The organism is Sulfuracidifex metallicus DSM 6482 = JCM 9184, assembly GCA_032834875.1.
GTDB classification, from domain to species: Archaea; Thermoproteota; Thermoprotei_A; order Sulfolobales; family Sulfolobaceae; genus Sulfuracidifex; species Sulfuracidifex metallicus.
In genome coordinates, this window is record CP135238.1 from 1,411,386 (window position 1) to 1,429,167 (window position 17,782).

General features: G+C 36.7%; 18 protein-coding genes. 9 read left to right on the forward strand and 9 right to left on the reverse strand.

The features are described from left to right. Window positions 1-4 precede the first annotated feature (4 nt). Together RQ359_RS07775 and sor are read right to left on the reverse strand one after the other, a co-directional pair. Window positions 5-796 (reverse strand): tetratricopeptide repeat protein, encoded by a 792-nt coding sequence (locus tag RQ359_RS07775; protein ID WP_162308993.1) that lies wholly within the window; start codon window positions 794-796, stop codon window positions 5-7. 170 nt (window positions 797-966) lie between these two features. After that, window positions 967-1,917, reverse strand: coding sequence for a sulfur oxygenase/reductase (sor, locus tag RQ359_RS07780; RefSeq protein WP_156017010.1), 951 nt, complete (start codon window positions 1,915-1,917; stop codon window positions 967-969). A gap of 283 nt (window positions 1,918-2,200) precedes the next feature. On the opposite strand from sor, the gene RQ359_RS07785 reads away from it, so the two are divergent. Then, window positions 2,201-3,370: an MFS transporter gene (locus RQ359_RS07785; protein ID WP_457921157.1), complete on the forward strand. Its 1,170-nt coding sequence runs from the start codon at window positions 2,201-2,203 to the stop codon at window positions 3,368-3,370. Here the strand turns inward: RQ359_RS07785 and RQ359_RS07790 are convergent. The 5 genes from RQ359_RS07790 to RQ359_RS07810 form a co-directional block, all read right to left on the reverse strand. Beyond that, window positions 3,354-3,644, reverse strand: coding sequence for a 4a-hydroxytetrahydrobiopterin dehydratase (locus tag RQ359_RS07790; protein ID WP_054838272.1), 291 nt, complete (start codon window positions 3,642-3,644; stop codon window positions 3,354-3,356). The genes RQ359_RS07785 and RQ359_RS07790 overlap by 17 nt on opposite strands. A gap of 169 nt (window positions 3,645-3,813) precedes the next feature. Further along, window positions 3,814-4,626, reverse strand: a complete 813-nt coding sequence (locus tag RQ359_RS07795) for a mechanosensitive ion channel family protein (RefSeq protein WP_054838271.1) — start codon at window positions 4,624-4,626, stop codon at window positions 3,814-3,816. Window positions 4,627-4,755: 129 nt separating this feature from the next. Continuing rightward, entirely contained in the window at window positions 4,756-5,082 is a 327-nt protein-coding gene (locus RQ359_RS07800; RefSeq protein ID WP_156017006.1) for a hypothetical protein, read from the reverse strand. Continuing rightward, window positions 5,063-6,244, reverse strand: a complete 1,182-nt coding sequence (locus tag RQ359_RS07805) for a Cdc6/Cdc18 family protein (protein ID WP_054838270.1) — start codon at window positions 6,242-6,244, stop codon at window positions 5,063-5,065. The genes RQ359_RS07800 and RQ359_RS07805 overlap by 20 nt, the downstream gene beginning before the upstream one ends. Before the next feature lie 461 nt (window positions 6,245-6,705). Then, entirely contained in the window at window positions 6,706-7,914 is a 1,209-nt protein-coding gene (locus tag RQ359_RS07810; RefSeq protein ID WP_156017004.1) for an NADP-dependent isocitrate dehydrogenase, read from the reverse strand. A 214-nt stretch (window positions 7,915-8,128) separates the two neighbouring features. On the opposite strand from RQ359_RS07810, the gene rfbB reads away from it, so the two are divergent. Together rfbB and RQ359_RS07820 are read left to right on the forward strand one after the other, a co-directional pair. Beyond that, window positions 8,129-9,061, forward strand: a complete 933-nt coding sequence (gene rfbB, locus RQ359_RS07815; RefSeq protein WP_054838269.1) for a dTDP-glucose 4,6-dehydratase — start codon at window positions 8,129-8,131, stop codon at window positions 9,059-9,061. A gap of 72 nt (window positions 9,062-9,133) precedes the next feature. After that, window positions 9,134-9,937 carry a hypothetical protein gene (locus tag RQ359_RS07820; RefSeq protein WP_156017002.1) on the forward strand — a complete coding sequence of 268 codons (804 nt, stop codon included), beginning with the start codon at window positions 9,134-9,136 and terminating at the stop codon, window positions 9,935-9,937. 59 nt (window positions 9,938-9,996) lie between these two features. Here RQ359_RS07820 and RQ359_RS07825 read toward each other — a convergent pair whose 3' ends face one another. Beyond that, a complete protein-coding gene (locus tag RQ359_RS07825) occupies window positions 9,997-11,280 on the reverse strand; it encodes a hypothetical protein (protein ID WP_054838267.1) in 1,284 nt (427 codons plus the stop codon). A gap of 41 nt (window positions 11,281-11,321) precedes the next feature. Between RQ359_RS07825 and RQ359_RS07830 the strand changes: the two genes are divergently transcribed. The 6 genes from RQ359_RS07830 (at window position 11,322) to RQ359_RS07855 (ending at window position 16,583) form a co-directional block, all read left to right on the forward strand. Continuing rightward, entirely contained in the window at window positions 11,322-12,206 is an 885-nt protein-coding gene (locus RQ359_RS07830; protein WP_240900128.1) for an ABC transporter ATP-binding protein, read from the forward strand. After that, window positions 12,157-12,918: a hypothetical protein gene (locus RQ359_RS07835; RefSeq protein ID WP_156017000.1), complete on the forward strand. Its 762-nt coding sequence runs from the start codon at window positions 12,157-12,159 to the stop codon at window positions 12,916-12,918. Before RQ359_RS07830 ends, RQ359_RS07835 begins: the two co-directional genes overlap by 50 nt. 17 nt (window positions 12,919-12,935) lie before the next feature. After that, complete coding sequence (locus RQ359_RS07840; protein ID WP_457921158.1) at window positions 12,936-13,421, forward strand: hypothetical protein; 486 nt, start codon at window positions 12,936-12,938, stop codon at window positions 13,419-13,421. A 68-nt stretch (window positions 13,422-13,489) separates the two neighbouring features. Further along, window positions 13,490-13,861 carry a DUF2203 domain-containing protein gene (locus RQ359_RS07845; protein ID WP_156016996.1) on the forward strand — a complete coding sequence of 124 codons (372 nt, stop codon included), beginning with the start codon at window positions 13,490-13,492 and terminating at the stop codon, window positions 13,859-13,861. 30 nt (window positions 13,862-13,891) lie between these two features. Beyond that, window positions 13,892-16,081, forward strand: a complete 2,190-nt coding sequence (cutA, locus tag RQ359_RS07850; protein WP_338116985.1) for a glyceraldehyde dehydrogenase subunit alpha — start codon at window positions 13,892-13,894, stop codon at window positions 16,079-16,081. A 100-nt stretch (window positions 16,082-16,181) separates the two neighbouring features. Next, a complete protein-coding gene (locus tag RQ359_RS07855; protein ID WP_054838264.1) occupies window positions 16,182-16,583 on the forward strand; it encodes a rhodanese-like domain-containing protein in 402 nt (133 codons plus the stop codon). Window positions 16,584-16,660: 77 nt separating this feature from the next. Here RQ359_RS07855 and RQ359_RS07860 read toward each other — a convergent pair whose 3' ends face one another. After that, a complete protein-coding gene (locus RQ359_RS07860; RefSeq protein WP_156016994.1) occupies window positions 16,661-17,767 on the reverse strand; it encodes an RsmB/NOP family class I SAM-dependent RNA methyltransferase in 1,107 nt (368 codons plus the stop codon). Window positions 17,768-17,782: the final 15 nt, after the last annotated feature.

Sequence of the window (17,782 nt, forward strand, 5' to 3'; positions counted from 1 at the left end):
AATATTAACTAAATGGATTTCCCTTTTCTTTGCTCTCTTTATCGTCAAGCTGATTAACTTTTTCTATATCTATCATTGCTTTCTCTTCATCACCAATTTTCATGAATGCCTTAGCCCTTCTTACATAAGCCTCCTTCATAGAAGGACTCAAACTAATTGCTTTACCATATAGGGAGATAGCTTCGTTCACCTTACCGTGTAATTCCATCAATCTACCCTTGGTAAGATACACTTCAGCATAGTAGGGATTCAAGGTTATTGCCATATCTGCGTCTCTTTCAGCTATTTTGTCCTCGCCCAGCTTTTCCTCTGCCAGTGCCTTATAATAGTATAATTCTGCATCGTCGTGATACATGGATAATGCCCTTGAAAGATCTTTAATGGAATCCGAGAGCAAACCGAGCTTGAACTCAGATATTCCTTTAATTTTAAATATTAAAGGATCACTACCAGAAAATTTTTCTGCTTCACTTAGAGCCTCCTCATATTTCTCGAGCTTAAGCAAACAGAAAGCTCTCAGTTTATGGGCCTCTTGATTATCCAAATCCCCCAACTCTAAAAGGGCGTCGTTATACAAGCCCAAGCTAACCATGACTTTCCCTTTCTTCAGGTTATTATCAGTCTTAGAATATGCGTTCAACGCTTCCTCGAAATTACCCATTTCAAATAGAACGTCACCTAATATTTCGTACGCCTCCTTAGATGCACGCTTTTCAATTTCATCTGTAATTAACTTGTATGCGTAGTTCAAATTACCCTCCCTAAGTTGCGACCTTGCCTCCTCTAAGCTGTCCATAATATAAAATACGATATCTAGGTTTTTACTTTTACTCATATGACATAGAAAATACTATAGTAAATCTTCGCTCTCTATAATAACAAGACAAGAACAAATAGTTAAACGAAGAGCACGTCATCAAGAACTAATTTTTTTAAAAAAAAGTATTTAAACTAAGAAAAATACTTTTACCAAGTAGCTTTCTGTAGATTCACTTCGTTTAAGTATTCTCTCCAGAAGCTACCTTCCATCACAGGGTTCAGTATTCTTATGTATGGACCGTAGATTAAGGTGTCTACTATCTGATCGTGAATCTCTCTGTATTCTGGAGATAGAAATACTCTACCTAGACCAAACTGTGCTGCATCAGTGTTGCTCCATTCCATGTGGACTACGTATTTCTGTGGCTTATTCCTTGCTTGTTCTGGAGAGAAGTTTCCGTTTGGATCTGGAACGTCCATTCCATTCGCGCTCTCTAGCATCTGATGCCATGACTTTGCAGATAGCTGTAAGCTGCCTAGAGGAGAAGCTCCTATCTCCTTTAGAACCATGTATCCCAAGAATCCTGGAGCCCTCTTGAACATTGGTAATAGTCTAGACAATGTCTCCTCAAATTCCTTCTCCATTCCCTCCTTTACTACATGTTCTCCATAGGTTACAACTCTCTTTCCGTAAGGTTGTGATATTGGAGGTAAAGATAATGCATCCCCAGAAGCAAACTTTTGACCTACCATCACAGTAAAGTCGGTCATCTCAGTGTTTAGAGGCATATCAGCCATTGTTATCTCATAAAGAGGCTCCCACGGTCCCCAAACTACCTGAGACATACATGAATAGCAAAGTCTGAACAAACTGCTCCAGTTTTGCTTATGCATTTCTTCATGATCCTTCCAGTCCTTCCACATGGTATATTGATATAGACCCATTGTGCTGCTCTCTTTTAACATATCCATCTTGGCTGCTCCATACCTAGTTCCCATTGGAACTACTCCTATTTCTATGTGGTTCTGAAATCCAACAAATCCCTTGTGCCTTGCTGTTGTCATACATACTTTAGGACCCACAGATTGAAACATCTCAAAGGTCTTAGGCTCGTTCTTTACAATAACTTGGTTTATAGCTACATACGGTTTTGGCATAGTTATCTGATAACTATATCTTACTTTAACTTAAAAAAGATTATTTACTAAAAATAACATAAAGTATAAATAGGCTTATACCTATATAGTATTGGCATTATAAATAGAAAACCGTCTTTCTTTATATATTTTCAAAACTAACAATACAGAGCATACGTCAAAAACGAAGGTAGAGATAAAAAATATATAGAGAAAGTAAGGTATCCTAATCTTCCGCTAATAGTTCTATACCTAAAAAATTAAACAAGTAACTTTTTAGGATATTTACTTATTATGTAAGGCTATGAATAGAACGCGGTCATCAATCTACTTAATAATAATCGTTATCCTAGCCACAGTATCTGCAAGATCCGTAAATAACATGATATCTACTACAGTACCTTTGGTATCAAAGTATCAACTATTGTTTACTAACTCTGAGGTAGGTGCGCTATCAGCGTTAGGTTTCGTAGCTACTTTTATATCTACATCAGTTATCAATCCGTTCCTTAGTTCTACAAGGAGAAAGAAGTTCTTCATAACAGCGTCTGGAATATCAATACCTCTTCTAATAGCATTCTATCTATCAAATTCAATTACAATATGGATTAATGCAATAATATTCGGCATTATATATGGCATTATTTTGCCTAATCTGATTACTATTGCCTCTATGGCCGGAGACAGACGGTCTTCTGAAAGACTGCTAAACATATATTCCATGAGCTTGAGCCTGAGCCTAGTGATAGGACCAGTAATTGAAACTTTCTTACTTACTAGATTTACTTACAATGATATCTTTCTATTATTCGTGCCTTTAGCATTACCTTTATTTCTGGTATCGTGGAAATTCAACTTCCCTGAAAGCATAAAGAGTGACAATAAGTCGTCAGCTTTTAAGTCGGTTATAAAGAACGAGGGTTTGATTTCAGCAATTTTAGCTATAACTACATATAATGTTCCTTTTGGAATAATCACAACCTTCTTCGCGATCTATGCCAAGGAAGTTTTCAACGTTCCTAGAGCAGAGGCGTATTCGATCTTCATTCCATTCTACTTAGTATCATTTAGCACCAGACTCCTTATGTCAATAAGACCGTTCGATTTCTTAAAGAAACCGTTAGCATTCAGCATATTACTTACCGCAATAGGACTGAGTATTGTCGCACTTGCACCCTCATTTGAGATAATGATAATTGGAATGTTAATATTAGGAGTACCACATGGATCCATCTTTCCAATGACCACAGTAATGATATCTAGAGCTACAACTCCTGCAGAAAGAAGCGCAGCCAATTCCTATTTCATAGCTTACAATAACATATTGTTTACTGTTCTACCTCCAACCTACGGTGTATTGGTATCTTTACTATTCTTTAGAATTCCTATTCTTATGCTATTGATTCCAATGGTAATAGCCAGTTTTCTTCTATATAAAAAATACTGGAATAGTAAAGTTATGAGACCTTACTAAGGGAATCTATTTTCAATGCAAGATCGAAGTCCATATTAGTAATTCCTCCCTCATCATGGGTTGTAAGTTCTATAATCACCTTGTTATAATAGATACAGACATCTGGATGATGATTTATTGAATCTGCTACTGGTTGGATTCTCTTTAAGAAGTCAACTGATGCCTTAAAGTCAGTAAACTTAAATTCCTTCTTTAATTTTTGACCTTCTATTTTCCAACCTTCAGATAATTCTTTTGATCTTCTTTTTATTTCTTCTTCTGAGAGCTTAGCCATGAATAAAATTCTTATTTCCTCGTATAAAAATGACTGTTAGATGAAGAGTATTCTCCAGGCTGAAATGTGAGGAGTCCTTTAAGTGCTGATATGTCGTAAAAAAATTAATATAAAATTACAATCCAAATTTAAAAACATAAAATATTTTAATCTATTTAGAAAAAACATATTACTTTATTTCTGAGAGGAACCTCTTGGTTATAAATGCTACAATAGGTATAAGCGCTATTGCAAAAGCTATAGCTATTCCCCAAGCTATAGTGTTGATTATACTGGTAACGTTTGCAAATGGCTGAACTATTATAGCTATACCTATTAGTAGAACTGCAATGTAGAGGACGAACTTTCCATATACCGGTAGGAAGGAGAACTCTGGCGTTTGTGGTATTCCTTGAAGGACCTTCTCTATAATTGTAAAGCCTGCATATATTATTATTGAACCTATTATTAAACTATAGAATATGTATGGGTTAACTCCTGGTATTACGCTGAATATAGCCAGTATCAAGGCTAGCGTTATAATTATACCGTAGAAGCCAAACCTTAGTATGTTTATTATAGCACCGGTGAACTCGTCTGAGGTATTTCCGATCTGCCCTTTTATGTAGTCAGTTAGAATGTTTACTAAAGTTATTCCTAAGGTTAATAGTAATATAGCACCAGCCAATTTAGGTAAATAATTTGCTATAAGCTGAATATATGTATATGCTGCAGGTAAATTCAATACTTCAAGACCTATAGACAGAGCTATGATGATAATTAACGCCTTTATTGCTCCAGCAACCAGATCTATGCTCATAGAAATGTGGGCTTGCTGAGGTAATCTACCTAAAAATACCCTTATAGAATAGGCAACAATGTTTGCTACAATATAGCCTATTAGAACAATGATAATAAATTCTATTATAGATGGTATGGCATTTATTATACTAGAAGCTAGGTTGTCTAAGGAAGTAGTAATTGAGACGAATTGATAGACCATAGTCTCTGACTCTCATTTAGACTAATTAACTTAAAAGTATTTACACTCTATAACTAAATTAGATACATCTTTTTTGCTACAAATCAATAAAACTAAACGATATAAACTAAGCTTAGAGAAATATATAGATTAAAAAAGAATAGAGATTACAGCCATATTTACTTTATCTAAAGCTCTCTGTAACTTACTCTCTTCTTCCTTCAGTCTAGCCAGCTTCTGCCTTAACTCGGCGGACCTCTCTAACTCAGCCTTTATTGCAGAGGCATCCTTACCTATATATCTACTCTTCAGCTTTCCATCCTCCCAGTACCTTAGATAATAATATTGGTTATCATTAACTTTCTTCGAATCTATATGCCCTGAGGGAAGAGAAGCCAGTTCTTTCTCAATTTCATTAATCTCTTTTTTGATATGTTCTAACCTTTCTTCAAGTTCTCTAACTTTCTCCCAAATCATCGGGGCTCACGTCATCTTCATATTCAAAGGTTTCATTTAGAGCTTTCATAACCTTTTCCTTATCTTCTACTTCAACATATTTCTTAACTCCACCAGCTCTTCCTCTATTTAAGATCTTGATCTTGATTATTCCAAACATGTCCAGCTCAGATATAATGTCGGAAAACCTTCTATATGATAAAGGCCTCTGCTTTAACTTCATGCACATATCTGTGTATATTTTGTGAGCTGTCATAACGTCCTCAGCTTCTATCACTGATCTTAATGCTAACTTATAATGGAAAGGAAGCGCTTTAACTGCCTCTAAAAGCCTTTCCTGTTCATATTCAACAATAGCTCTATCTACATGCTCCTTTCTAATGAATCCTGAGCCTAACGCTAATTGTGCAGCCCTAAATAACAGATTTACTGCCTTCCTTGCATCTCCATGCTCCTTAGCCGAGATAGCTGCTATATATGCTAGAATTTCGTCGTTATACGTACCCAAATGAAGACCATATTCTGCATATTTCGATAATATGAATTTGAGCTGTTCAGCATCGTAGGGTTTAAAGATTACAGAAGGACCTAAGGACGAAAGAACCCTAGGTTCCATGTAGTCCCTAACGTTAATATCGTTGCTTATCATGATCACTGATATGTTTGCGTCTGACCTAAGAAGCTGATACAAAACTATATCCCCTCCTCTTCTCTTAACTAAGGTGTCAACTTCGTCAAGGTATATTAACGCCCTCCACGTTTTCATGACGTTTTTGATTTTCTCCATATATTCTCCCAAATTTATTCCATGCTTTGGAACAATACCACTAGTAAGCCTTTCAGTAATTACCGAAAGTACTGCCTGAGGGGTCCCTCCTACCTCCCTACAATTAACGTATACTTGTTTAACTCCTTTATACTCTTGATCTTCTTTGCTTACCTCTTCGATTTCATTGTACATATATTTGGCTACAAAGGTTTTTCCAGTTCCAGTCAGGCCTAGGAATAATGTGGAGAACTTAACATTGTTCTTAACGAAGTAACGGACTGCTATTGCAGTATCTCTAAGTATATCTTCCCTGAAAGGGATTTCTGTGAAAGCAGTAAGGGGCTCTATGAAAACCTTTGGGTCCTTTATAACCTCACCCTTACCACCCTTCAATGCCTCTCTGATCACAACGATTTCTAGTGTTTCTAATGTTAAAATTGTTTCAAGATCAAGTAATGGTATTATACATGTTATAGACTATGTTGGTAATATCAAACCAACAAAGGAATATAACGATGATTTTTAGTTTACTGTAAATTTCCTACGTTTCTATCTATATTTTTACCGTAAAAACCTAGGGGTATTATAGACAGCGTGAATTTCAACTGATTCTTATTTTATGTTAAGCGTTTGGAACTCAAACGTCTTAGTGCTGGAATTATTAATTATACAAAATTGTAGTAAGTTAGCTTATTTTTAGTTAAAAGAACATTGTTGCTTTAGTGTGTCTCCCCCTTATATATTGTAATACCAAATAGCACTATCAAATTTCGTCTAGTTATTTAACAATTATCTTATCTTTTTAGAATTTTATTGTAAATGGACGAATTAGGGAACATAACACCTATGAAACGTAGGAAATTTACAGTAAACCACTAACTTTGGGTCTCCATTTCCTTACATAGTATGTCAGTGAATTCGCTAGTTGATAGTGGGTTCACGTTCATAAACCTAGCTATATCTTGGGTTACCTTTTTCTTCTCTATCACCTTCTCTATCACCTTCTCTATCAAGTTTGATGCTTCATACCAACCCATGAAGTTAAGCATTAGTTCTCCTCCCCTTATTATTCCGGTTGGATTAGCTACGTTCTTTCCAGCATATTTGGGCGCGGTACCATGAATTGCCTCAAACATTCCTCCATCATCACCTATGTTGGCTCCACCCAACATTCCAATATTGCCCACTAAGGCACCAGCAGCGTCAGATATGTAATCCCCGTTCACGTTAGGTGCAAGTATAACGTCGTATTCATCGGGCCTAAGGATAATCTGTTGGAACATGTTATCTGCTATTCTATCGTTTACAATTACCTTTCCTTCTACTTTCGCACCTTGACTCATTTCATCCTCTGTTACTGCATTTTCCCTGAATTCCTTTAGGATTGTCTCGTAGGCCCACTCACGGAATGCACCCTCTGTGTACTTCATCACGTTTCCCTTATGCATAATTGTTACCTTTTTCCTTTTCTTTTCTACGGCATATCTCATCGCGAGTCTAGTAATTCTCTGTGTCTTAGCTCTACTGATAACCTTGATTCCTATGCCTGTGTCTTCCTCTATTTCCACGTTTAATTTATCCTTCATGAACTGCCTTATCATTTTAGCTTCATTACTATCATAGATATACTCTATGCCTCTGTAAAGGTCGTCAGTGTTTTCCCTGAAAATTATCATATCGACCTTTTCTGCGTTCTTCAAAGGACTTTCAATTCCATTAATATACCTAACTGGCCTAATATTTGCGTAAAGGTCCAGCATTAGCCTTATAGCAACATTTACGGATTTCCACCCCTTTCCTATAGGGGTCTGTAGGGGTCCTTTTAGTATTACTCTATATTCCTCAATAGCATCTTTAGTTTCTTGAGGGAATCTATCTCCTTTTTCCTGATTTGCTTTATCTCCAGCCAATACTTCCTTCCATTCAATTTGTCTAGAGCCCGAGTAAGCTACCCTAACTGCGGTATCTATGACTTTCATTGCTGCCCTTGTTATTTCAGGTCCTATTCCATCCCCTTCAATGTATAAAATAGTGGGATTTGATGGTACATCCCATTTGCCGTTCTGAAACTTTATTTTAGCCATTGATGAGTTTTCAAATGTGGGGTTAATTAATTCATTAATCCTTCATCTTTCACTTTCCGCATCTTTTCATTGACTTGTTTTCCGTTATCCATTTTTAGTTTTTAAGACGAGATAAAGATTTTCTGTGAAGGCTAGATTTTACCGGGGGGTAAAATATACTTTATAGCCCGGAAGTTCAGCAGAAATATAAAGCAATACTTTACATTAATCCTATATGAAATTTCTAGTAACTGGAGGTGCAGGGTTCATAGGTTCTGCTTTTATCAGAAAAGTAGAAAACCCTGTGGTTTTAGATGCTTTAACTTACGCTGGAAGAAAGGAAAACTTGGAAGGTGTAGATCACGTCTTTATAAAAGGCAACATCTCTAATTATGATGAAGTTAAGAAGGTCGTCGACGAATATAAGGTAGACGTAATAGTTAACTTCGCAGCCGAAACTCATGTGGATAGATCTATAGTGGATCCTAGGCCCTTTTTAGAATCGAACGTTTTCGGTGTCGTAAATCTTTTACAGATCGCAAGGGAAAAAGGAATCAGGCTAGTCCACATATCAACAGATGAGGTTTATGGGGACAACGAAGCTGATGAGAATTCTCCATTGAGGCCTTCGTCACCTTACTCTGCATCTAAGGCATCTGCAGACATGTTTGTGTTATCTTACGTTAGAACCTACTCTATGGACGCTATGATAATAAGACCCTCTAATAATTATGGTCCAAGACAGTTTCCTGAGAAGTTGATACCAAAGACTATAATAATGACCCTTTTGGGTAAGGAGGTTCCCGTTTACGGTGATGGGAAACAAATGAGGGATTGGATATTTGTAGAAGACACTGTAGAGCTCATAAAGAAAGTTGCCGAGACTGGTGAAAGAGGGAGAATTTACAACATTCCTGGAGGGCATGGTATTACGAACATAGAATTAATAGATAAAATTGGAAGAATAATGGGAAAAGAGGTTAAGAAGAAATTTGTCAAAGACAGGCCTGGACACGACAGATTTTATAAAATGAAGCCATCCCTTTCCTACACTACAATGTCAATAGACGAGGGATTAGAAAGAACCGTTAATTGGTATCTGAAGAATAGAACATGGTGGGAACCCTTAATTAAAGATTCCTTCGTAAATAACGTCCCATGGAGTTAGTTCGTGACGCTAATTGCAGAGGTAAGGTGTAAAACAATAAGATAAAAGGTTCAACTTTAATATATTGTTGCCTTGAACTTCATAATAAAGCACGCCGATGATTCGTTTGAACTTGATACAAACAATAAGATAACTAAAATTAGGGGAAAGACAAGGAGATATAATGCTAGAATTCTTTTCTATTTAAATAAAGTAACGTTTTCTATGCCGAGGTTGTACGGTAGGCTTAATCCAAGTGATCCAGTAGATAGTTGGTTTTCGATCTTCCAGCAGACATATTCTAGGCTACTTTCTCAGGAGTTGGAGATGAGCAAGTTCAATTTCGATTTTTCCTTTCAAATAAGTACTGGAAAATTCGTGGTAGAAGGAAAGGTTAACGGCTCAGACGTCGCGGTTAAAACTAGTCCAATAGAAAGGCCAGAGATTCTATCTTCAGGAGTTTCTTCTTCAGTTGCAGTAGATGCATTTTATAGTCAATCCTTAGAGAAATTAAAGCCTTATTTTATTCCATCTTGTAGAGTTGGATTATTTTCAGCTTTTAACAGATTTACTGTCTTACAATTTGAAAGATCTAGCGGCATACCTAAAACGTTGGGACTAATAGCAGACTTTATAAACTCTATTGTGTTACCCCCGGGCTACTCTGATCTAGTTCTTGGAAGGAGAATTCATGTAGGAGAACAGGAGGTTCTATGTGATGACATGCCAGTCTATAATTGTGAGCCTGAAGTGATAAACCAAGCAATTTTGAACTTCTTCATCAAAAATACAGAGGAGAGCTCCATTGCCTTTCTGGAAGACCCATGTCTTTATGACGTGGACGTTAATAGTATATCATCTGAATTTAAAGGTAAATTAGTTTTAATCACCAGATAGTCATGCTGAAAATATATAAATATATTGAACTTTTTATTAATTATAACCTGCAAAGTTTCTCATTCGTTTAATCTTAAGTTGGATCTTATCCATTGCGTTATTATCTTTCTAGATTTTACAGTTGTAGAAATAATTGATGTTGCTTTTATCTTGGACTTTAGGCTTCGCCCTCCCTCACATTCTCCCCTTAATGATATATACATTTCACCTTCAGGTTCCAAAACAAGGAAGAATTTTTTCCCCAAGTAGGTCATCTCATATTTCTTTTTGTTTCCATTTAATATTTCCCTGATTACGTCTCTACGTATAGTTTTAGACACCTCAGCGTAAAGGTCTCTTCTCTCTGTCTTTAAAGATAGAAAGGTCAACGCCAGCTCTGCAGATATTCGAGTACATAAAGTCCTATTCTTTAGAATTGTCTCACAGTCCTTAGTTAGAGTCGGAAAAGGGACCGTATCCCTGCTCATCGTTATTCTTAGTAAACTCTTTATGTCCTTACTGTCGAACGAAAACAGCCTTCTTCCCTTTATTGATATTTTATTAAATTCTGTAAAATATTCAAATAATTTGATGCTACCTATATAAATATTATTTTTTATAAGTTTAATCTGAGGTATCCCTTTTCTAGGAGTGATTATTACTTCTTTTTCCTTTCCTTCCATGTCCATCTTAGTTTTAGCAGGATAAGAGGAAGGTCTAAATCCGTTCATTTCTTCAATTGACGGAGCTCCGTAAACTCCAGCCTCCGCCATTCTGACCTTTTCCCAGTCCTCATTCATGTTGCTAGTCTCAGTGAGGTCAACAAGATGTCCTGAATCAATTACCTTAGACCTTAATAGAATATAAGCTGCCTCCTTTAGCTGTCTGGCAAGTATTACTTTATTATACTTCAAATCCTGAATTCTATTCACTACTTCGACTCCTCTTTCTGACAGTAGCCTCCCCTCTTCCTCATTGGGGGGGATCACAGGGTATCTAAACTTATCATACACTTTGCTAATTATTTCAATCCTCTCCTTTGAGACAATTCTAGGGGATATGTTCCTTACAGATATGTTCGTTAGTTTGAAGGATAGTCTCATTTTCCTCATATATTCCTCAGATGATTCCCAGAGAATTACTCTCTTCAGCTGGACTAATAGAGATGGTGAACTAGATGGATTTATGACGAGTGTGCTATCAGGTTTGCTTACGTTTCCGTAGTATTCTCTTAAAAGCTCAAATCTACCTTTCACCCTTTCCTTTATTTCCTCTTCAACTCGTTGGCTTAAAGGTAGGATTATTAGTCCGCCTTCTTGTGCATTTCTAAGTTTTCTCTCCAGTTCATTTAGCAGATACTTCATTAAAAAATGTTTATAATTTATTCTAGATAAAAGAAGTATCGTTGGAATACGTTATTGGAGTAAAAGGTATGACAAAGCGGTTCGGTAAATACGTTGCTCTTAACGGAATATCTTTCTCTGTAGAAAAGGGATCTATAACTGGCTTTATAGGTCCTAATGGATCAGGAAAGACTACTACTATTAAAGTGCTTTCAGGACTTCTGAAAGCTGACGCAGGAGACATAAAAGTATTGGGCATGAATCCTTGGGACAACCCCGAAGTAAGGAGTAGAATGAGCGTGATTTTTGATAAGTTATATTTTCCTCAACTTAATACAGTAGAAGATTACCTTTACGATACTGCATCTCTCTTCGACAAATTAGATCCAGAGAACGTAATCCAAGAGTTTGAATTATGTAAATTTAGAAAGAAGAAACTGAGCGAATTATCGGCAGGTTACAAACAGAAAGTTCAGCTTGCTTCTGCCATGCTTAACGACCCGGAACTAATCATAGCCGATGAGCCTACAGCAAATTTAGATCCTAATGCTAGAAACGAGTTCAATTCCCTGATAACTAAGCTAAACAGAAGAGGGATTACTTTTTTTATTTCATCACATATATTATCAGAACTAGAGCGAGTAATAACACACGTGGTAATGATAAATAAAGGCAAAATTGTGGCATCTTCGTTGATGAATACCTTTATTGGTGAGGACTCTGAGAACAAGTTACTCATATTAGTGGATAACCCTCAAGAAGCTCTGAAGTTATTGTCAAGTTTTAACGCTAAAGCCGTAGGTGCATATATAGAGGTAATAGGCGGAATACGAGAAGTGGTAGATGTTCTAGATAAAGCTAAGCTAAAAATAATAATGATCAGAAGATCATCTTTAGATGATGCTTTTCTCGAAAAGACTGGGAGGAACGTTCAAGATAATTTTTAACGAAAGGTACAGAGATCCCACCCTTCAGCTAATAGTCCCAGTTATGATAGCTACAAACATATTCTTCCCAGCCTTTTTGGCTCAAGGAGATTTCAGGCCTTTTGCCCTAGTTCTGGCAGGAATTCCTATAATCAACGTTTCCGAGACTTTGACATTTGCATTAGCACTTAGAAACATTATATTCGTTTTGGGAGATCATATATTTAACAATTCGATAGTGTCTTTTCTCATGATGCCACTAAAGAGAACGTGGCTTTTCCTTCTGTTTCTTTTCAATGATATAGTTATTCCTTATATAATGTGGATATCTACAACTCTCCTTTACTTGGTGAGTCTTGGAGTCTCCCTTGGTGGGATCGTAGAGGACTTAATAGGAGTTTTCTCTGCTGGATACTTTTTCTCAACCGCATTTATACTTCTCGCAATCTTAAAGGTTAGATCTCCCGGCGCTACTGCACTTCTTTCAGTATTTGTTCTAGGTTCGATGTTTATTTTTGGGGGACTTGGAGAATACGAGTTTATTCTCTCTAGAAATATGGAAGATATATTAGTAACTTCTCCCATGAACCCTTACATTCCACTGTTGGGGTATTATATCACAGGTAACGTCTCTTTTCTTGGCTTCTCGGTTTTCGGTTCATTAGTGGACTTTATTCTTGGAATAATTTTTATTATAGCTTCACTAATTATATTTAAGAGGTATCAAATATGATTATAAGGATAGGTTTATTGATTTTAAGCATAGGTTTAGTGCTCCTTTCCCTTTCATCGGTAACTATAACCCATCATTATGTAAATAATGTATCCTTTTCCAGAGAATATATCATTGATGTACAACCATTAGTGATAAATCCACAATTAAGCCTTTCCTATAACGGTTCTGCAACCATAGAAATTGTTCATGATGGTAAAACCATTAACGTCACAACTCCAACGGTGATTTCGCTCAGTTACGGTCAGTATAAGTTGAAAGTTGTAAACGAAACTTCCTATTTCAAGTTCATTAATGTTACCTTACCTAAAACACGGTGCGAAAACTCTACAATAAAATCGATTCCCTTGAATTTGACTTATAACGTATCGGGTAAGTTTACCTTTAGCGGCGTTAAGGCAGTACTTTATACATACCAGTGGAAGATAGGTGGAATATTTATGATCGTTATAGGAGCTGTTCTAGAGTTTATATCCTTTTTAAAGAGATCTAGATGGAACTAATAGTAATTTTAATTACGAAAATAAAGGGTAGTTCATTTAAATAGGTGTAAATACATATCCATAAATATATGGAGCAACAGTATCCCTATTATGATTTACAAACTGCCAGGTCAATGATGGGTTGGATTAGAAAGAAAATAGATGAACTTAACGATGTTAAATATCTGGCAGAGAATGCATTAATGAAAGGAGAAAAAGAAGCAATTACGCTATACACTATGGCAACTAAGAACATAATAGATGAAATATCAAATAGGGGAATTCTTATTAGGGATCCTGCTATAGGCTTAGTTGATTTTCCTGCAATTATAAACGGTAAACCAGCATTTTTGTGTTGGTTAACCAGTGAGGAGGATATATCATTTTGGCATTACGTTGATGAAGGCTTCGCTGGAAGAAGGAGGATAACTAGGCAGGACGATATTTTGAGTCTACTATAGGTTTTTATCTTATTTCTTCTAACGTAAAGTGTGTACGTTGGTCAAAGATCAAAGAGAAAGGAGGATCTTAAGTTTATTACTGGAGAAGGAAAATATGTCGATGATCTAAGTCTCCCTGGAGTTCAAGAATTGTTCATTTTAAGAAGTAACGTCGCTCATGCTAAGTTGAAGAAAGTAGACATCAGTGATGCCCTTAAGTACCCCGGCGTATCTGTCATAATAACGGGTTTTACTTTCAAGTTCGAGAACAGACCAAATAATTTTCCTATGGCTAAAGACGAGATATTATATGCGGGTCAGCCAATTGCCGCAGTAATTGCTAAGGATAGATACGTTGCAGCCGATGCGGCAGAGCTGATTCAAGTAGACTACGAAGAGCTGCCTACAGTTATAGACCCTGAAGAGTCGCTTAAAAACGAAGTTAAAGCGATTGAAGGTAAAGATAATGTAGGTTACAAGAAGACATATTCAGCTGGTGATGCTGAGTCAGCAATTAAGAATTCTGATGTAATTATAGAAGAGAAAATGAATATTTCTAGAGTATATCCTGCTGCTATGGAGCCCAGAGGTGTAATGTCAGTGTTTCAAGAAGGAAACCTGACTGTCTATGCATCTACACAATCGCCTCACTATATGAGGAAGTTCCTCCTTTCAGCACTCGGTAATAAAGTTGGAGATATTAGGGTTATACAAGCTGATACGGGTGGAGCCTTTGGTTCTAAGCTATTTCCTTATGCTGAAGATTTTATAACAGCATATGCTAGTATAATTACAAAGAGACCGGTCAAGTGGATAGCTACAAGGAGCGAGGATATGAGATCAACGTATCACGGTAGAGGTCAAATACATCACATAAAGGCTGGAGCCAGAAAAGACGGATCCATAACTGCAATTCTAGATGATTTAATATTAGACATGGGTGCAGCCTCTCATTCAACTTATTTAGCAGATATAGCTGCTACTATGTTGCCTGCAGCATATAAAATTCCTAATATAAAAGTTAATGTATATGGAGTTTATACAAATAAGACGCCATTGGATCAATATCGTGGAGCCGGAAGACCAGAGGCAATTTTTGTTATAGAGAGAATTATGGATCTCTTAGCAGACGAATTAAAGATTGATCCTATAGAATTTAGGAAAAGAAATTTAGTTACGTCTCTACCTTACAAGAATCCTTTAGGCATAAACTTTGAGAGCGGAGATTTCATGTCTTTACTTCAAAAGGCTGAACATGTATATAGGGAATTTGAGAGAAGAGCAGAGGAACTACGTTTGAAGGGAATTAGAGCAGGAGCAGGACTTTCATTTTACGTGGAGGAAAATAACTTTGGACCATGGGAGAGCGCGTCAGTAAGAGTGAGAGGTGATGGTAAGGTTTTGGTGGTAATAGGAGCAGCGCCTCATGGTCAAGGTGCTGGTACAGCAATAGCTCAGATAGTGGCTGACGAACTAGGAGTACCGATAGATGACGTAGATGTGATATGGGGGGATACCGCAATTATCGGGGAAGCCTTCGGTACGTATGGAAGCAGAAGTTTAACTTTAGCTGGAAACGCAGCCCTCCTCGCAGCAAGGAAGGTAAAGGAGAGAGCTAAGAGGCTTGCAGCTCAGTTCCTTAAGTCCGACGTTCAAGAGCTTGAATACACAGATGGTAGGGTGGTTAATCCTAAAACTGGACAATATATAACCTTGAAAGACATATCACAGAAGGTTACTGCTAATTTAGGAGGAGCATGGGCATATAAAGAAGAGCCCAGATTAGAATCTACCGCTTACTTTGGCATGGACGATTTAACCCATCCTTATGGAGCTCATGTAGCACTTGCTGTAGTTGATGAAAGCGGTAAACCCAAGATCTTAGATTACTACGCCATAGATGATATAGGAAGGGTAATTAATCCTATGTTAGCAGAGGGACAAGTAAGGGGAGGAGTAGCACAAGGTTGGGGAGAATCTACTTTAGAGGAAATGGTCTACGACGAGAATGGTAATCTCATCACTGGTAGCTTAGCCGAATATGGTATGCCTACGTCTATGGAGACTTTCAATGTCAAGTGGGAATTTATGGAAGTTGGGTTCTCCAATGCACCTCTACCATCCAAGGGAATAGGTGAAGGCGCAACCATTGGGACTCCGCCAGCAGTGATCAGAGCGTTAGAGAAGGCTATAGGTAAGAAAATAACTTCTATACCCGTCAGAATGGAGGAACTTTGTTAAGTACTTTTTATAATAATTAAATCTTCTACAAGTAATAAATGAATATCGTAGTGATAAAAGACTTTTTATATCACTTTAACATTGTTTAAAGTGAATTAACATGGTCGAAGTAATTGAGCAATATACTACTCCTTTTGTGAAGAATGTTATGGAACTTCCCCCTTCAGTTATAAGAAAATTATGGAAGCAAGGCAGGATTAAATTGATAGACGTTAGAACGCCAGAGGAGTACGAAGATCATCATATACCTGGCTCAATACTAGTTCCATTAGATTATTTAGAATATCTAAAAGATCTATTCGAGAATCATGAGGTTGGTGTAATTTGCGAACATGGAAACAGAGCAAGATATGCAACGTATGGAATGCCACATCTTTATAAGAAGAAAGCCTATGTAATGCAAGGAGGAATAGAGTACTGGATGTCAATGGGATATGAAGTTGAAAGTGGAGTAGACGAAAACGGTAAATTATGGAGAAAATTATTAAAAGAAAGGCTTTAGACAGCCAAGCTCTTATTATTGTTTTATTTAAAATTATGTAATTTTAATCATTATTTATCTGTTAGTTTGCATTTATTCTAAAAATTTAACCTTGAGATAAAGAAGGAGTCACATCTATGAATATGCGTATACGTTCTAGCTACATGCATATAAACCTTAGATTTTTTGTATCCATAGAACGATTCATCCCAAGGAATTTTAGATAGGTGATTGAGATATCTTTCGACTTGGAATTCTCCTTCCTCGGGTAAAATGGAGCAAGTTGAGAAGACAGTTGGAACGTTATATTCTACAGCTTTCTTGAGTATTTTACTTTGAATTTTTACTAAATTCTTTAATTCTGCTCTATTTAGTCTAAGAAATACCGTAGGGTCAGAGGAAAATGTGCCGCTATTGCTGCAAGGTGCATCAATTAGTATCTTATCTATATTCCTAATAGGAACGTTTTCACCATCTCCCACTATTATTTCGACGTTTTCTACACCCCATTTTCTAAGCAAGCTCTTTTGAGTCAAAGTTCTCCTTACTGAGATGTCAATTGAGACAACCCAGCTTTGATTTTTAGTTAATTGTTGGATTAAAGAAGTCTTTATTCCAGGAGCACTGCCTATCTCTAATATTCTCTCTCCACGCTTAGGTTCTAGTGCCTTCACCACGAAGTAACTGGACAAGTCATGGGGAATTACTAATCCTTCTTCAAATTCCCTGGTTTTAGATATAGGGTATTTCCCTTTAGCTTCATACATTGGGAATTCTTTTTCCAATAAAGAAATGCCTTTTTGTTTTAATGAATTTATTGTTTCGGTAAAATCCCCTTTTAGTGTATTAACTCTAATCCATTGGGTCTTTTTGTCTAGTTTAGTTATTCCCTCCTCGCCTATTGCTGCAAGTAACCTCTCCCTAATCCATAAAGGAAAATGCATTGGCGTAAGAGGAAAGTTCTCTTTTGCCATTTCGAGAGCTATTTTGAAAGTTTCATATAAGTTCCTGCAAGGGAACATCTCCTCTACGTAATGTAATTCCTTTAGGGTGTTCACGAACGTTCTAAACGTTCTTTTCCTATCTAGTCCTTTTCCTGATTCCTTAAATGCAATATCGAACGCGTTCTCCAATGATCTCCCTGACATAATTAAATTGAAAGCTTCAGCGAATATAGACAATTGTCTATTTGTAATAATGGCCATTTCTTAAAAACCCCA

What these genes read in the sequence shown, in the direction of transcription:
- RQ359_RS07775 (WP_162308993.1), bottom strand. Translation starts at nt 796, where the DNA reads ATGGACAGCTTAGAGGAGGCAAGGTCGCAACTTAGGGAGGGTAATTTG.
- sor (WP_156017010.1), bottom strand. Translation starts at nt 1,917, where the DNA reads ATGCCAAAACCGTATGTAGCTATAAACCAAGTTATTGTAAAGAACGAG.
- RQ359_RS07785 (WP_457921157.1), top strand. Translation starts at nt 2,201, where the DNA reads ATGAATAGAACGCGGTCATCAATCTACTTAATAATAATCGTTATCCTA.
- RQ359_RS07790 (WP_054838272.1), bottom strand. Translation starts at nt 3,644, where the DNA reads ATGGCTAAGCTCTCAGAAGAAGAAATAAAAAGAAGATCAAAAGAATTA.
- RQ359_RS07795 (WP_054838271.1), bottom strand. Translation starts at nt 4,626, where the DNA reads ATGGTCTATCAATTCGTCTCAATTACTACTTCCTTAGACAACCTAGCT.
- RQ359_RS07800 (WP_156017006.1), bottom strand. Translation starts at nt 5,082, where the DNA reads ATGATTTGGGAGAAAGTTAGAGAACTTGAAGAAAGGTTAGAACATATC.
- RQ359_RS07810 (WP_156017004.1), bottom strand. Translation starts at nt 7,914, where the DNA reads ATGGCTAAAATAAAGTTTCAGAACGGCAAATGGGATGTACCATCAAAT.
- rfbB (WP_054838269.1), top strand. Translation starts at nt 8,129, where the DNA reads ATGAAATTTCTAGTAACTGGAGGTGCAGGGTTCATAGGTTCTGCTTTT.
- RQ359_RS07825 (WP_054838267.1), bottom strand. Translation starts at nt 11,280, where the DNA reads ATGAAGTATCTGCTAAATGAACTGGAGAGAAAACTTAGAAATGCACAA.
- RQ359_RS07835 (WP_156017000.1), top strand. Translation starts at nt 12,157, where the DNA reads ATGATGCTTTTCTCGAAAAGACTGGGAGGAACGTTCAAGATAATTTTT.
- RQ359_RS07845 (WP_156016996.1), top strand. Translation starts at nt 13,490, where the DNA reads ATGGAGCAACAGTATCCCTATTATGATTTACAAACTGCCAGGTCAATG.
- RQ359_RS07855 (WP_054838264.1), top strand. Translation starts at nt 16,182, where the DNA reads ATGGTCGAAGTAATTGAGCAATATACTACTCCTTTTGTGAAGAATGTT.
- RQ359_RS07860 (WP_156016994.1), bottom strand. Translation starts at nt 17,767, where the DNA reads ATGGCCATTATTACAAATAGACAATTGTCTATATTCGCTGAAGCTTTC.